The sequence below is a fragment of the Streptomyces sp. NPDC096132 genome, assembly GCF_044763345.1.
Lineage (GTDB): Bacteria > Actinomycetota > Actinomycetes > Streptomycetales > Streptomycetaceae > Streptomyces.
Genome location: NZ_JBIWGA010000016.1, coordinates 151,299 through 165,097, shown reverse-complemented (window position 1 = coordinate 165,097; position 13,799 = coordinate 151,299). Strand labels below are relative to the sequence as shown.

Below are 13,799 nucleotides of genomic sequence, written 5' to 3'. Positions count from 1 at the left end.
ACCGGCGCAACGCCGGCCGGCAGCCATGGGCCCGGGGCACACGGGGTACTCACAGCCCGGGGGCACGACCGGCCCCGTACGAGACGCCACGCACCACCGGCACATCGGGCACCACACGGCACACATGGCACGCGGCCCCGGCGGCCGACGGCACACGGCACACCGCACACGGCATCAGGGACGGACTGCGCGGAGGACCCCATGCGGCGCACGGAACCGGAAGGCCACGGGCCCGTCCGCTACGGCCCACCGCTCCCGCCCGACGGACTGCCCGTGCTCCCCGCACTCGCGTCCGTCCTCGCCGGAGCCGCCACGCGCGCGTACGGCGAACCCGTCGGCGGCGGCCCCGCGCTCCTGGACGCCGCCCGCGGCTACTGGGACCGGCGCGGCATCCCCGCCGAGCCCGGCCGGGTCGTCGCCGGACCCGGCGCCCACGCCCTGCTGCTCGCGCTGACCGCCGCGATCGGCGGCGACGTCCTGGTGCCCCGGCCCTGCGCGGCCTGGTGGGCGCCGTACGCCCGCCTGCTGGGACGCCCCGCCTTCCATGTGGCGACGCCCGCCGAGTGCGGGGGAGTACCGGATCCGTACGCCCTGCTGGAGACCGTGCGCCGGGTCCGCGCGGAGGGCGGGGACCCGCGGCTGCTGGTGCTGTCCGTCGCCGACGACCCCACCGCCACCGTCGCCCCGCCCGAGGTGCTGCACGAGGCCGTCGAGGCCGCCACCGGGGAGGGTCTGCACCTGGTCAGCGACGAGACCTGGCGCGACACCCTGCACGCCCCGCACGACACCGTGCTGGTCAGCCCCGCCGAGATGCTGCCCGAGCAGGTCACCGTCGTCACCGACCTGGCCGGCGCGCTGCTGCCCGACGGCTGGCCGGCCGCTGTCGCCCTCCTCCCCGCCTCGGCCGCCGGGGACGATCTGCACGCGCGCGTGCTCGACGTCCTCACCGCCCTCGACGCGCGCGTGGCGGCACCGGTCGCCGCCGCCGCCGCCCACGCCCTCTCAGAGCCCGAGCCGGTCCTCGCGCGCGTGGCCGCCGGCGTACGTCTGCACGCGCGCGTGGCCCGGGAGCTGCACGCCACTGTCGTGGCCGCGGGCGCGCTGGCCCTGCCGCCGCAGGCCGGACGCCACCTGTACGCCGACCTCGGCCCCCTGCGGGAGGCGCTCGCCGGGCACGGGGTGGGCGACGCGCAGGACCTGGAGGACTTCCTCACCGCCCGGCTCGGCATGCCCGCGCCCGGCGGCCACCGTTTCGGAGACGACCTCGGGGCGCTGCGGGTACGCCTGTCCACCGGCGCGCTGCTGGGCGGCACGGATGCCGAGCGCACGGAATGCCTCACCTCACCCGCGCCGTTGGAACTGCCACACGTGCAACGCGCGTTGATGCTCTTGAGGTCGGTCTTCGACGATCTCCGTGACGACGCTCAGCGATGGGAGCCTCCTCGATGACGCAGCAGTCCGAGTCGACCACCACCCCCACCGCCGCGGTGACCACCCGCGACACCGACGCCCCGTCAGCCCCCTCAGCACTTTCCGCGCCTGCCGTCCCGCCCCTCGCCGAGCCCCGCCCGCTGGGGGAGCGGCGGGTGTGGCCCCGTACCTTCCACGACCGGTTGACTGCTCCGCTGCCCGGCCTCAAGGCCCTCGCCCGCTTCGCCCGCGAGGGCTCCGTACGCCCCGGCAAGGAAGGCCTCGCCGACATCCCCCGGCTGCCGTTCGCACCGGCCCCGCTGCCCCGCGTGGACGCCCGCACCGTCGCCGTCGGCTGGGCGGGACACGCCAGTTGGGTGCTGAGGATCGGCGGGCTGACCGTCCTCACCGACCCGGTGTGGTCCCGCCGCATCCTCGGGACCCCGGCCCGCATCACCCCCGTCGGCATCCCCTGGGAGGACCTGCCGCCCGTCGACGCGGTCGTCATCAGCCACAACCACTACGACCACCTGGACGCGCCCACCCTGCGCCGGCTCCCGCGCGACACGCCCGTGTTCGTGCCGGCCGGGCTCGGCCGCTGGTTTCAGCGCCGACGCTTCACACGCGTGACCGAGCTGGACTGGTGGGAGGCGGCCGAACTGTCCGGGGTCCGCCTCGACTTCGTCCCCGCCCACCACTGGTCCAAGCGCAGCCTCAACGACACCTGCCGCTCCCTGTGGGGCGGTTGGGTGCTCACCGCGCCCGACGGGCAGCGCGTGTACTTCGCCGGCGACACCGGCTACGGCCACTGGTTCTCCCGCATCGGACGGCGCTACCCGGGCATCGACCTCGCCCTGCTGCCCATAGGCGCCTACGACCCCCGCTGGTGGCTCAGCGACGTCCACTGCGACCCGGAGGAGGCGGTCCGGGCCACCCTCGACCTGGGCGCCCGCCGCATGGCCCCCATGCACTGGGCTGCTTTCGTCCTCTCCGCCGAGCCGGTGCTGGAGCCCCTGCACCGGGTACGCACGGCCTGGGAGAAGGCCGGCCGCGCCCGCGAGGACCTGTGGGACCTGCCCATCGGGGGCTCACGCATACTCGGCTAGGCGGCCCGTGGTCTCCTGATCCGCCGCCATACGCTCGGGGCCGCGCTGACCACCACGGTCAGCGCGACCGCCGTCACCACGCCCTGCCACGGCTCCGGGAACAGGGAACCGCCGAGGATCCCGATCAACTGGTAGGTCAGCGCCCACGCCAGACAGGCCGGCAGATTGCCGCGGACGAAGCGGCGCAGCGGCCACTTCGCCATCAGGCAGGCCAGCATCACCGGGATCCGGCCCGCCGGCACCAGCCGGGACAGCACCAGCACGGCCACGTTGTGCTCGGCGAGCCGCTGCTGCGCCTGCGCCAGCCGCTCCTCCGGCGCCCGCGAACGGAGCGCCTCCAGCCAGCGCGAGCCGTTCTTCGAGCCCATCCCGCGCCGCCCCAGCCAGTACAGCGTCGCGTCCCCGAGGAACGCCGCCAGGGACGCCGTCACGAACACCATCGCCAGCGAGAACGGCGCCGTCTGATGGAACGCCACGACCGCCGCCGAACTCACCAGCGCCCCCGTCGGCACCACCGGCACCAGCGCCCCGATCAGCACCAGCAGGAACAGCGACGGATAGCCGAGCGCCTGCTGCGTGGACTCCGTCGGCACCGCCGTCGTCGCGGCCGCGGCGAGCCACCACCTCACCGCGCCACCTCCGGGCGCACGCTCTCCCCGTGCCCCAGCCGGTGCACCGTCACGCCCGGCGCACGCCGCGCCGCGAGGCGCACGAACTCCTCACCCGGAGCATGGAACTCATGGGGGCGCACGGCGTCCATCCCGATCGGCCAGTACGTGCCGTAGTGCACCGGCACCGCGCTCCCCGGCGCCAGCCGCGCCAGCGCCTCCGCTGCCCGCCCCGCGTCCAGATGCCCCTCACCGAGATACGGCCCCCAGCCGCCCACCGGCAGCAGCGCCACGTCGACCGGCCCGACCTCCTCGGCCATGTCCTCGAACAGCCCGGTGTCCCCGGCGAAGTAGGTGCGCGCCTCGCCCTCGACGACGTACCCGAGCGCGGGGGAGCGGCGCGGGCCCACCGGCAGCCGCCGCCCGTCGTGCCGCGCGGGCACGGCCCGTATCCGCACCCCGCCCACCGACGTCTCGTCGCCCGGCTCCACCTCGTCGACCTGCAGATGCTCCAGCCGCCGCAGCGCCGGGACGGCGCGCGGCGCACCCCGCGGCACCAGCACGCGCGTGCCCGGCGCGAGGCGTGCCAGCGAGGGCACATGGAGATGGTCGGCGTGCAGATGGGAGACGAGCGCCACGTCCGCGCGCCACGCGGCCGGCGGGGGCAGCGCGCCCCGGCGGCGGCGCAGATGCGCGAGCCGGCGCACGAACAGGGGGTCGGTCAGCACGCGCACGTTCGAATCCTCGACCGTGCAGGTCGCGTGACCCCACCAGGTGATCTCCACCGGCACCCCTTTGCCTCCTTCGCGCGACTCCCCCGAAGCCTACGGGCAGGAGTAGGGTCGGCGGCGAAACCCGGAGGTGAGGGGGACGCCATGGGACCGGTGCGGGTCACGGCGATCGCGAGTCTGACACCGCTCGAGGAACTGGACGCCGATCCCTTCCTGGTGGACTCCCGCAGCCAGCACGCGATGTGCGCGCGCTGGGCCGCCCAGCGCGGCTACGTCGTCAGCCGCGAACTGCTCGTGCGCGGACTGCGCGCCGACCACTGCGTCCTGTGGGACGGGGTGCGGCCCGGCGTCGACCTGTTCGTCGCGCCCAGCCGCCGCGTCCTGGAGAGCGCGCTGTCCGACGTCGAGGAGTTCACCGAGGAGTGCGCCCGGCGCGGGGTGCGCGTGGAGACGGTCGGCTACGCCGAACCCGCCTACGACGCCCAGATGAAGGCCCACGTCCACCGGCGCCTGTCGATGCCCACGGCCGGGTACGACGGACGGTGACCGGGCCGGCTGTCAGTCCCGTGTGACAGGGTGGACCACGGCCCCTCCCACGGCGTCGGGGCCGGAAGACGAGGTGGACGGGGCGTGCGAGGGGTGCGGTGGCGGCGGGCCGTCAGCCAGGCCGGGCGGAGTCTTGCGGTGTGGGCCGTCTCCACCCTGACGATGCTGGTGCTCGCGGGGATCCTGCCGGACTTCCGTCTGCAGTCCGCGGACGGCGACAGCGCCACCACCATCGCCGTCACCGCCGCCGTCGGCGCCGGCGTCTTCGGCGTCCTCTCCGCCCTCGCCTGGCCGCTCCTGGTCCGCCTGCTGCTGCTCGTGCCGGCGCTCGTCCTGGGCCTGCTGGTGTTCTTCCTCAACGGCTCCCTGCTGCTGATCGCCCTGCGGCTGACGCCCTCCGGCGAGACCGAGGCCGCCCCCGAGACCGCCGTCATCGTCGCCGCCGTGATGTCCGCCGTCGCCTCCGCGACCGGCGGTGCCCTGGCCGTCCGCGACGACGACGCCTACCGCCGCCGTCTCTACCGCCTCGCCGACCGCCGCCGCAGAGGCGGCCCGCCCTGCCCCTCCACCCCCGGCACCGTGTTCCTCCAGCTCGACGGCGTCGGCCACGACGTGCTGGCCGCCGCCGTCCGCAAGGGACTGATGCCGACGGTCGCCCGCTGGCTCGGCGACGGCCCGGACCAGGACCCCCGACAGGGCCGGGACCGGGGCGCCGGCCCCCAGCGGTCCCGCGACCGGCCCCCGCCCGACGGCCCCGCCCACCGGCCCACCCACCGCCTCACCCCGTGGCGCACCGACTGGTCCAGCCAGACCGGCGCCAGCCAGCTAGGCATCCTGCACGGCAGCAACCACGACGTGCCCGCCTTCCGCTGGTACGAGAAGGACACCCGGGAGGTCATGGTCTGCAACCGCCCCGCCGACGCCGTCGAGCTCCAGCGCCGCGCCGTCGAGCGCACCGGCGACGGCGGACTGCTGACCGCCGACGGCGCCAGCCGCGGCAACCTCTTCAGCGGCGGCGCCGACGAACAGGCCCTCGTGCTGTCCATCGCCACCCGTCGGCGCAGCCGCGAGACCCGCTCCCGCGCCGGGTACTTCGCCTACTTCTCCGACCCGGCCAACGCCGTGCGCACCGCCCTGTCGTTCGTCGCCGAGGTGGTCCGCGAGGTCGTCCAGTCCACCCGCGCCCGGCTGCGCAAGGAACGCCCGCGCGTGGGACGCGGCGGGCTGTACCCGTTCGTACGCGCCTTCGCGACCGTCGTCGAACGGGACGTCGTCGTGGCCGCCGTCATGGGCGACCTGCTCGCCGGCCGCACCGCCGTCTACGCCGACCTCGTCGCCTACGACGAGGTGGCCCACCACTCCGGACCGCTCGGCCGGGACACCGAGCAGGTCCTCGGCCGCCTCGACCGGGCCCTCGCCCTGATCGAGAACGTCGCCGAGCACGCCCCCCGCCCGTACCGGATCGTCGTCCTGTCCGACCACGGCCAGAGCCCCGGCGAGACCTTCCGCGCCCGCTACGGCCTCACCCTCGGCGACCTGGTGCGGGCCGGCTGCGGACTGCCCGTGCCGCGCCGCGCCGAGCGCACGCACAGCGGCGCCGAGGCCCGCGCGGCCGTCCGGGCGGCGCTGCGCCGGCCCGTCGAGGAGGGCGGCGAACAGCACCGCCCGCCCGGCCGCCGCTCCGAGCCGATCGTGCTGGCCTCCGGCAACCTCGGCCTGATCTCCTTCCCGGACGTCCCGCACCGGATGACCAAGGAGGAGATCGACGCCCGCCACCCCGCCCTGCTGTCCACCCTCGCCAACCATCCCGGCATCGGCTTCCTCCTGGTCCGCAGCGAGGAACACGGCGGGGTCGTCCTCGGCGCGTACGGCGCGGAGACACCCCTGGACCGGCTCGACGACGACCCCGGCCCGCTGGCCGTGTTCGGGCCCGGCGCCGCCGACGCCGTGCGCCGCACGCACTCCTTCCCGCACACCGCCGACATCATGGTCAACTCCTTCCACGACCCGGCCGACGGCGAGGTCCTCGCCTTCGAGGAGCAGATCGGCTCGCACGGCGGCCTCGGCGGCGCCCAGGCCAGACCCTTCCTGCTGTCCCCGCTCGCCCTGTCCGCCCCCGTCGAGGACGGCGAGGCACTGGCCGGCGCCGAACACCTCCACCGCGTCCTGCGCCGCTGGCTGCGCGAGTCCGACGGCCCCCAGATACCGCTGGAGCCGGCCCCGGAGGAACGGGCCGCCTGAAAACCGGCCCACGGCAGGGGGCCCGCTCCGCCTGAAGGCACGGCTGGGCCACCGAGGGCTCGCGGCGCCCGAAAATCGGCTGCGCCGACCGGGTCGTACGCACACACTGGTCGCAGTTCGCGCGTCCGCGCCCGTCTCGCGCTCTCCCTCTCCGACCGTCGCAAGGAGCCCCTGCTTTGCAGGCAGCCGTCACCGTCACGCCCTCCCGCATCCCCGAACTCCTCCTCGGCCTCGCCACCGTCCGTCCGGTCTTCCTCTGGGGCGCCCCCGGCATCGGCAAGTCCTCCCTGGTCAGGGAGTTCGCCGAGTCGCTGGGCCTGGAGTGCGTGAGCCTGCTCGGGACGCAGCTCGCGCCGGAGGACCTGATCGGCGTACCGCAGATCCGCGACGGACGGTCGGTGTTCTGCCCGCCCGAGGCGATCGCCCGCGACGAGCCGTACTGCCTGTTCCTGGACGAGCTCAACGCGGCCACCCCGGACGTGCAGAAGGCGTTCTACTCGCTGATCCTGGACCGCCGTATCGGGAACTACGAGCTGCCGAAGGGCTCGATCGTCATCGGCGCCGGCAACCGCGCCACCGACAACGCCCTCGCCTCCGCGCTCGTCAACCGCCTCACCCACGTCCACCTGGAGGCCTCCCCGCGGGACTGGCTGGCCTGGGCGGCGGGCAACGGCATCCACCCGTGGGTGGTCGACCACCTCACCGACCGGCCCGACCACCTGTGGTCCAAGCCGCCGAAGACCGAGGAACCGTTCTCCACCCCCCGCTCCTGGCACATGCTCTCCGACGCCCTGCACTCCTTCGGCCGCGACCTCGACGAGAACACCCTCAAGGTCCTCGCGCACGGCACGCTGACGCCCGCGCACGCCACCGCCTTCTGCGGCTACATCAAGATCGTCCGCAGCCGGTACGGCATCGAGGCCGTCCTCAAGGGCGACGCGCCCTGGCCGCACCGCGTCGAGGACCGCGACCTGCTCTACTACCTCGCCGACTCCTTCCGCGGCCGCCTGATCAAGGAACTCCCCGCCGTCAAGGAGCACATGTCGGCGAACGGCCGGCAGACCGCGTACCGCGCCAAGTCGCTCCTCGTGCAGCTCGCCGAGATATCCGTCGAGGTCGCGCAGACCGTCATCGCCTCCGACGCCGACGGCAACCCCGCCCTGCCCTCCTGGTTCCTGGTGGAGGCCGCCCGCGACATGCCCCGGCTGGTGGAGGCCCGCCGGTGACCCGGTCCGGCCGCGGCCGCAGGAAGCGCGACCTTGCGGCGGAGGCGTTCGGCGAGGGACTGCGGCTGATGCGCGCCAACCCGGCGCTCGACGCCGTCGCCTTCAGCGTCTGCCGCAAGGAGGACTGCACGCTGGCGCCCCGCGACGGCCTCGTCCGGGTCGACTCCGACGGCACGATCCACGCCCACCCGGCCCGCGTCGCCGACCCCGCCGAATGGGCCTGGTCGCTCGCCCACGCCGCCCTCCACCTCGGCTTCGGCCACCTCCCCGCCGCCGCCGGCGTCCGCATCCAGCCCGACCGGTACGAACTCGCCGCCCGCTGCACGGTCGTCAACCGCTTCCTGCTCACCTTTACGGTGGGCAAGCCGCCCGAGGACCACCCGCTCACCTACCCCGACGGCGACGACGAGCAGCTCGCCGCCCGCTGGCGCCGCACCGGCCTCCCGGCCGCCTACGAACACTGCGGCACGGCAGGACCGGAACCCGACCAGCTGCTGCTGACCTGGGACATCCGGTGGAACGGGCAGCCGCCCGACCGGCAGCTCGCCTTCGCCACCGCCCTCACCCGGACCGTCTCCGCGGCGATGGACATGGCAGGCGGCCGACGCGCGTCCCTCGACGACGACCTGGACCCCCAGCGCCCCTGGGACAGGGCGCTGAGCTGGTTCATCTCCTCCTACCCGCTGCTCGGCGGCATCGCGTCCGGCATCCGCCTCGTCCCCGACGCCGAACTCGCCCGCGCCCACGGCATCCAGATCGCCGCCGTCAACGCCGAGGCCGGCGAGATCTACATCAACCCCCTGCACCGCCTCGAGGACGACGAATGGCGGTTCGTCCTCGCCCACGAGATGCTGCACGCCGCCCTGCGCCACGGCGACCGCTGCGGCACCCGCGACCCGTACCTCTTCAACGTCGCCTGCGACTTCGTCATCAACGACTGGCTGCGCGAGATGCAGGTCGGCACGATGCCCGAAGGGCTGCTGTACGACCCGGAGCTGACCGGCCTGTCCGCCGAGGAGGTCTACGACCGCATCGCCCGCGACCTGCGCCGCATGCGCCGCCTCGCCACCCCGCGCGGCAGGGGCTCCGGCGACGTCCTCGGCGCCCCGCTCGGCCCGCCCCGCGCGTGCGTCGACCTCGACGGCTTCTACCGCCGCGGCCTCGCCCAGGGCTTCGACCTGCATCAACGCGAGGAACGCGGCTATCTGCCCGGCGGGCTGGTGGAGGAGATCCGTGCCCTGAGCCACCCGCCGCTGCCCTGGGACGCCCGACTGGCCCGCTGGTTCGACGAGTTCGTACCACGCCCCGAGCCGGTACGGTCGTACGCCCGTCCCGCGCGCCGTCAGGCCTCCACCCCCGACATCCCGCGCGCCGGCCGCTACTTCCCGCCGGAGGAGGTCCCGCGCTGCACCTTCGGCGTCGTCCTGGACACCTCCGGATCCATGCCGAGCGCCCTCCTCGGCAAGGCCCTCGGTGCGATCGCCTCCTACGCCGAGGCCCGCGACGTACCGGCCGCCCGCGTCGTCTTCTGCGACGCCGCCCCCTACGACGCCGGCTATCTGCCCGTCACCGAGATCGCGGGCCGGGTCCGGGTGCGCGGACGCGGCGGTACGGTCCTGCAGCCCGGCATCGACCTGCTGCACCGCGCCGACGACTTCCCCCGCGACGCGCCGGTCCTGGTCATCACCGACGGCTGGTGCGACGTCCTGCGGATCCGGCGCGACCACGCGTACCTGATCCCGCAGGGCGGCCGGCTGCCGTTCACGGCTCAGGGACCGGTGTTCCGGGTGCGGTGAGCCGGAATGTGATCGGATGGGATCCCAAGGAAACACCCGGCTTTCGGAAGGAACCACCGTGGCAACCACGCGCTCCGCACACACCGTCTGGGAAGGCAGCCTGATCGAGGGCAGCGGTGTCGTCAACTTCGACTCCTCCGGTGCCATCGAGGCGCAGCCGGTCACGTGGGCCTCGCGCTCCCAGGAGGCCAACGGCAAGACCAGCCCGGAGGAACTGATCGCCGCCGCCCACTCCAGCTGCTTCTCCATGGCCCTGTCGCACGCCCTGAACGGCGCCGGCACCCCGCCCACCAAGCTCGTCACCTCGGCCGACGTGTCGTTCCAGCCGGGCGAGGGCATCACCGGCATCCACCTGACGGTGGAGGGCACGGTCCCCGGCATCGACGACGACGCGTTCGTGGCCGCCGCCGAGGACGCCAAGAAGAACTGCCCTGTCAGCCAGGCCCTCACCGGCACCACCATCACCCTGTCGGCCAAGCTCGCCTGACCCGACGAACCGCCTGGGCCGGCCGGCACGCCTGGTGTGCCGGCCGGCTGGGGGGAGGGGGAGCGGCGGTGCCGGGAATCGTCGATCATGAAGCGGTGATCAGCGCATCGCAGACGCCCGAGACGCCGCCGAACCTCGAGAACTCGGGGGCGCGGCAGACGCCCGAGACCTCGGAGTCGGCGCGGACCCCGGAGACGGCGCAGACCCCCGAGGCCCCGGAGACGCCGCACATCCGTCCCGCCGTCTCCGCCCACCGGGGCGGCTCCGAGCGCCGCGGCGCCGCGACCCTCCAGGCGTACGAGGACGCGCTCGCCTCCGGAGCCGAGTACGCCGAGTTCGACATCCGGCGCACAGCGGACGGCGTGCTCGTCGTCCACCACGACGCCCGGGCCGGCGGCCCCACCGGACCGCCGGTCGACCGGATCACCCACGCCGAACTGTGCGGACGCGCCGGATACGACGTCCCCGCCGTGGAGGACGTGATGGCCCTGGTCGCCGGCAGACTGGCCGGACACCTGGACCTGAAGGAGACCGGCTACGAGCACGCGGTCATCGACCGGGCGGTGGCGCTGCTCGGCCGGGACGGGTTCGTCGCCACGACCCTGGAGGACCGTTCCGTCGCCGCGATCACCCGGACCTTCCCCGGGGTGCGCACCGCCCTGTCCCTGGGCCGCGACCGCCAGGAGGTGGGCGCCGCCCGGCTGGCCGGCACCCGGGCCGGCGAGCTGTTCCCGATGCGCCGCCTGCGGGCCTGCGGCGCGCACGGCGTGGCCGTGCACCGGCTGCTCGCCCGGGCCACCGTGCTGCGCCGGGCGGCCCGGCACGGCCTGTTCACCATGGTCTGGACGGTCAACGACGACGCCGGACTGCGCCGCTTCCTCGCCGACGCCCGGGTGGACGTCGTGATCACCGACCGGCCGCGGCGGGCGGTGGAGCTGCGTGGCGCAACGCATCGAACCCCTCCGGCGGGGCACCCGTCCCCCTGAGGGGCGCGCCCCGGCCCGGCCCCGCACGGGGAACGGGCCCGCGCGGGCGTGCGCCCTCGGTGCCCCATTGACAGGAGCCCGCGCACCATTTGTGCTGGAAGTCCGGTGGCACGGGAGGCTCCCTGGCGGAAGGGGACGGCGATGGGACGTCCGGTCGGCATCGATCTCGGGACCACGAACTCGGTGGTGGCCGTCCTGGAGGGCGGCGAACCCACGGTCATAGCCAACGCGGAGGGGGCCAGGACCACCCCCTCGGTCGTGGCCTTCGCCAAGAACGGCGAGGTGCTCGTCGGTGAGGTCGCCAAGCGGCAGGCCGTCACCAACGTCGACCGCACCGCCCGCTCGGTCAAGCGGCACATGGGCGACGCGCACTGGCGCTTCCCCGAACAGGGCGACGTGGACGGCACCCGCTACCGCGCCCAGGAACTGTCCGCCCGCGTCCTGCAGAAACTGAAGCGGGACGCCGAGGCCTACCTGGGCGAGGACGTCACCGGCGCGGTGATCACCGTGCCCGCCTACTTCGACGACGCCCAGCGGCAGGCCACCAAGGAGGCCGGGGAGATCGCCGGCCTGAAGGTGCTGCGGATCATCAACGAGCCGACCGCCGCCGCCCTCGCCTACGGCCTCGACCGCGGCGAGGAACAGACGGTCCTCGTCTTCGACCTCGGCGGCGGCACCTTCGACGTGTCCCTGCTGGAGATCGGCGACGGCGTCATCGAGGTCAAGGCCACCAACGGCGACACCCACCTCGGCGGCGACGACTGGGACCAGCGGGTCGTCGAGCACCTCGTGAAGAAGTTCAAGGGCCAGTACGGCATCGAGCTCGGCAACGACAAGATGGCGCTGCAACGACTGCGCGAGGGCGCCGAGAAGGCGAAGATCGAGCTGTCGTCGTCCTCCGAGACGACCATCAACCTCCCCTACATCACGGCCTCCGCCGAGGGCCCCCTGCACCTCGACGAGAAACTGACGCGCGCTCAGTTCCAGGAGCTCACCGCCGACTTGCTCGACCGCTGCCGGACGCCCTTCCATCAGGCCGTCAAGGACGCCAAGGTGCAGCTGTCCGCGATCGACCACGTGATCCTCGTCGGCGGCTCCACCAGGATGCCCGCGGTCACCGATCTGGTACGGGAGTTGACCGGCAAGGACCCGCACAAGGGCGTGAACCCCGACGAGGTCGTGGCCGTCGGCGCCGCCCTCCAGGCCGGCGTCATCCGCGGAGACGTCAAGGACGTCCTCCTCCTCGACGTCACCCCGCTGTCCCTCGGCATCGAGACCAAGGGCGGCATCATGACCAAGCTGATCGAACGCAACACCACGATCCCCACCCGCCGTTCGGAGATCTTCACCACCGCCGCCGACAACCAGCCCTCCGTCGGCATCCAGGTCTACCAGGGCGAACGCGAGATCGCCGCCTACAACAAGAAGCTCGGCGTCTTCGACCTCACCGGCCTGCCTCCGGCCCCGCGCGGCGTCCCGCAGATCGAGGTCGCCTTCGACATCGACGCCAACGGGATCATGCACGTCTCCGCGAAGGACCTCGCCACCGGCCGCGAACAGAAGATGACCGTCACCGGCGGCTCGGCTCTCCCCAAGGACGACATCGACCGCATGATGCGCGACGCCGAGCAGTACGCCGAGGAGGACCGCACCCGCCGCGAGGCCGCCGAGACCCGCAACCAGGCCGAGCAACTCGTCTACCAGACCGAGAAGTTCCTCCGTGAGAACGAGGAACGGGTGCCCGCCGAGACCAGGGAAGAGGTGTCGTCGGCGGTCGCCGACCTGAAGGGCCTGCTGGACCAGCAGACCGACATCAGTGCCCTGCGGGCCGGCGTCGAGAAGCTCGCCACCGTCAGCCAGAAGATGGGCCAGGCGATGTACGCCCAGGCCCAGCAGCCACCGACCACCGGCCCCACCGAGGACCACACCGGGCGCCCGGCCCAGGACGACGACGAGACGGTGGTCGACGCGGAGATCGTCGACGAGGACCGGGACCAGGCCAAGGGCGCCTAGACGTATTGATCACGGTATGTATGCGGTCGGCGGTGTGGTGCGTACGGTCGTCGGTGTGGTGCGTACGGTGGGCGCCGATGTGCATACAGTCGGCAGTATGGCGCATACGGCATCCAGGACCGAGGCATACGGTGTGCGGAGGCCTGCCAACCGGGAGCGGAGCCGCTCCAGCCCCTCGCGGTGCCGGGTGAGCGGCTCCGTGTCGCCGGTGCGGGCGGCGTACTCCAGCACCGCGGGCAGGAAGTCGGGCCGTTCCTCGCCGGTGAACTCCAGCCCGTGCCGCCGGTAGAGGTCCTCGAAGGGGACCCCCTCCGCCGCCCGTCCGAGCCGGCCGGCGTCGCCGCCGTCCGTCCACCGGCTCAGATACAGGCTGTGCAGGCCCTCGGGGTCGAACACCTCCACGTAGTGCGCGGCCAGTTCCCGCACCGGGGTGAGCGCCGCGTGGTCCACGAACTCCCGCAGCTGCGGGGCCGCTTCGCGCAGCAGGGACAGCCGGGCCTGCAGATCGTCGTCCGGATATGTCAGACAGAGCGCGGCAGCCTGGTGGAGCACGGCGTCCGACGGCATCGGGCCTCCTTCGCGTCACCGGCGCGGTGCGGGTCCCCGTCCTCCGACGCTAGGGGCGCGCGGCGCGACGCACCTGTTCACG

The 13,799-nt window shown here is 73.9% G+C and carries 12 protein-coding genes; 9 read left to right on the top strand and 3 right to left on the bottom strand.

Translation table 11 applies throughout. The features are described from left to right. Positions 1–201: 201 nt before the first annotated feature. A complete protein-coding gene (locus tag ACIRF9_RS33280; protein WP_403829772.1) occupies positions 202–1,449 on the top strand; it encodes an aminotransferase class I/II-fold pyridoxal phosphate-dependent enzyme in 1,248 nt (415 codons plus the stop codon). Then, on the top strand, positions 1,446–2,516 hold the full coding sequence (locus tag ACIRF9_RS33275; RefSeq protein WP_403829769.1) for an MBL fold metallo-hydrolase: 1,071 nt from the start codon (positions 1,446–1,448) through the stop codon (positions 2,514–2,516). The genes ACIRF9_RS33280 and ACIRF9_RS33275 overlap by 4 nt, the downstream gene beginning before the upstream one ends. Here ACIRF9_RS33275 and ACIRF9_RS33270 read toward each other — a convergent pair. Both ACIRF9_RS33270 and ACIRF9_RS33265 read right to left on the bottom strand, forming a co-directional pair. Beyond that, a complete protein-coding gene (locus ACIRF9_RS33270; protein WP_403829767.1) occupies positions 2,513–3,145 on the bottom strand; it encodes a DedA family protein in 633 nt (210 codons plus the stop codon). The two genes, ACIRF9_RS33275 and ACIRF9_RS33270, sit on opposite strands and share 4 nt — an antisense overlap. Beyond that, positions 3,142–3,915: an MBL fold metallo-hydrolase gene (locus tag ACIRF9_RS33265; RefSeq protein WP_403829764.1), complete on the bottom strand. Its 774-nt coding sequence runs from the start codon at positions 3,913–3,915 to the stop codon at positions 3,142–3,144. The genes ACIRF9_RS33270 and ACIRF9_RS33265 overlap by 4 nt, the downstream gene beginning before the upstream one ends. 84 nt (positions 3,916–3,999) lie before the next feature. On the opposite strand from ACIRF9_RS33265, the gene ACIRF9_RS33260 reads away from it, so the two are divergent. The 7 genes from ACIRF9_RS33260 to dnaK all read left to right on the top strand — a co-directional run bounded on the left by ACIRF9_RS33260 (position 4,000) and on the right by dnaK (position 13,150). Next, on the top strand, positions 4,000–4,401 hold the full coding sequence (locus tag ACIRF9_RS33260) for a hypothetical protein (RefSeq protein ID WP_403829762.1): 402 nt from the start codon (positions 4,000–4,002) through the stop codon (positions 4,399–4,401). Between the two features lie 84 nt (positions 4,402–4,485). Then, positions 4,486–6,642: a phage holin family protein gene (locus ACIRF9_RS33255; RefSeq protein ID WP_403829759.1), complete on the top strand. Its 2,157-nt coding sequence runs from the start codon at positions 4,486–4,488 to the stop codon at positions 6,640–6,642. Between the two features lie 176 nt (positions 6,643–6,818). Then, positions 6,819–7,868 (top strand): ATP-binding protein, encoded by a 1,050-nt coding sequence (locus ACIRF9_RS33250; protein WP_403829756.1) that lies wholly within the window; start codon positions 6,819–6,821, stop codon positions 7,866–7,868. Continuing rightward, the gene (locus ACIRF9_RS33245) at positions 7,865–9,664 is read left to right on the top strand and encodes a hypothetical protein (RefSeq protein WP_403829753.1); all 1,800 of its coding nucleotides are present in this window, start codon (positions 7,865–7,867) and stop codon (positions 9,662–9,664) included. Before ACIRF9_RS33250 ends, ACIRF9_RS33245 begins: the two co-directional genes overlap by 4 nt. Before the next feature lie 58 nt (positions 9,665–9,722). After that, complete coding sequence (locus tag ACIRF9_RS33240) at positions 9,723–10,151, top strand: OsmC family protein (RefSeq protein WP_403829750.1); 429 nt, start codon at positions 9,723–9,725, stop codon at positions 10,149–10,151. 95 nt (positions 10,152–10,246) lie between these two features. Next, positions 10,247–11,137, top strand: a complete 891-nt coding sequence (locus ACIRF9_RS33235; protein WP_403829747.1) for a glycerophosphodiester phosphodiesterase family protein — start codon at positions 10,247–10,249, stop codon at positions 11,135–11,137. 141 nt (positions 11,138–11,278) lie between these two features. Next, complete coding sequence (dnaK, locus tag ACIRF9_RS33230) at positions 11,279–13,150, top strand: molecular chaperone DnaK (protein ID WP_403829744.1); 1,872 nt, start codon at positions 11,279–11,281, stop codon at positions 13,148–13,150. A gap of 9 nt (positions 13,151–13,159) precedes the next feature. Here dnaK and narJ read toward each other — a convergent pair whose 3' ends face one another. Beyond that, positions 13,160–13,717 carry a nitrate reductase molybdenum cofactor assembly chaperone gene (gene narJ / locus ACIRF9_RS33225; RefSeq protein ID WP_403829741.1) on the bottom strand — a complete coding sequence of 186 codons (558 nt, stop codon included), beginning with the start codon at positions 13,715–13,717 and terminating at the stop codon, positions 13,160–13,162. Between the last annotated feature and the right edge of the window lie 82 nt (positions 13,718–13,799).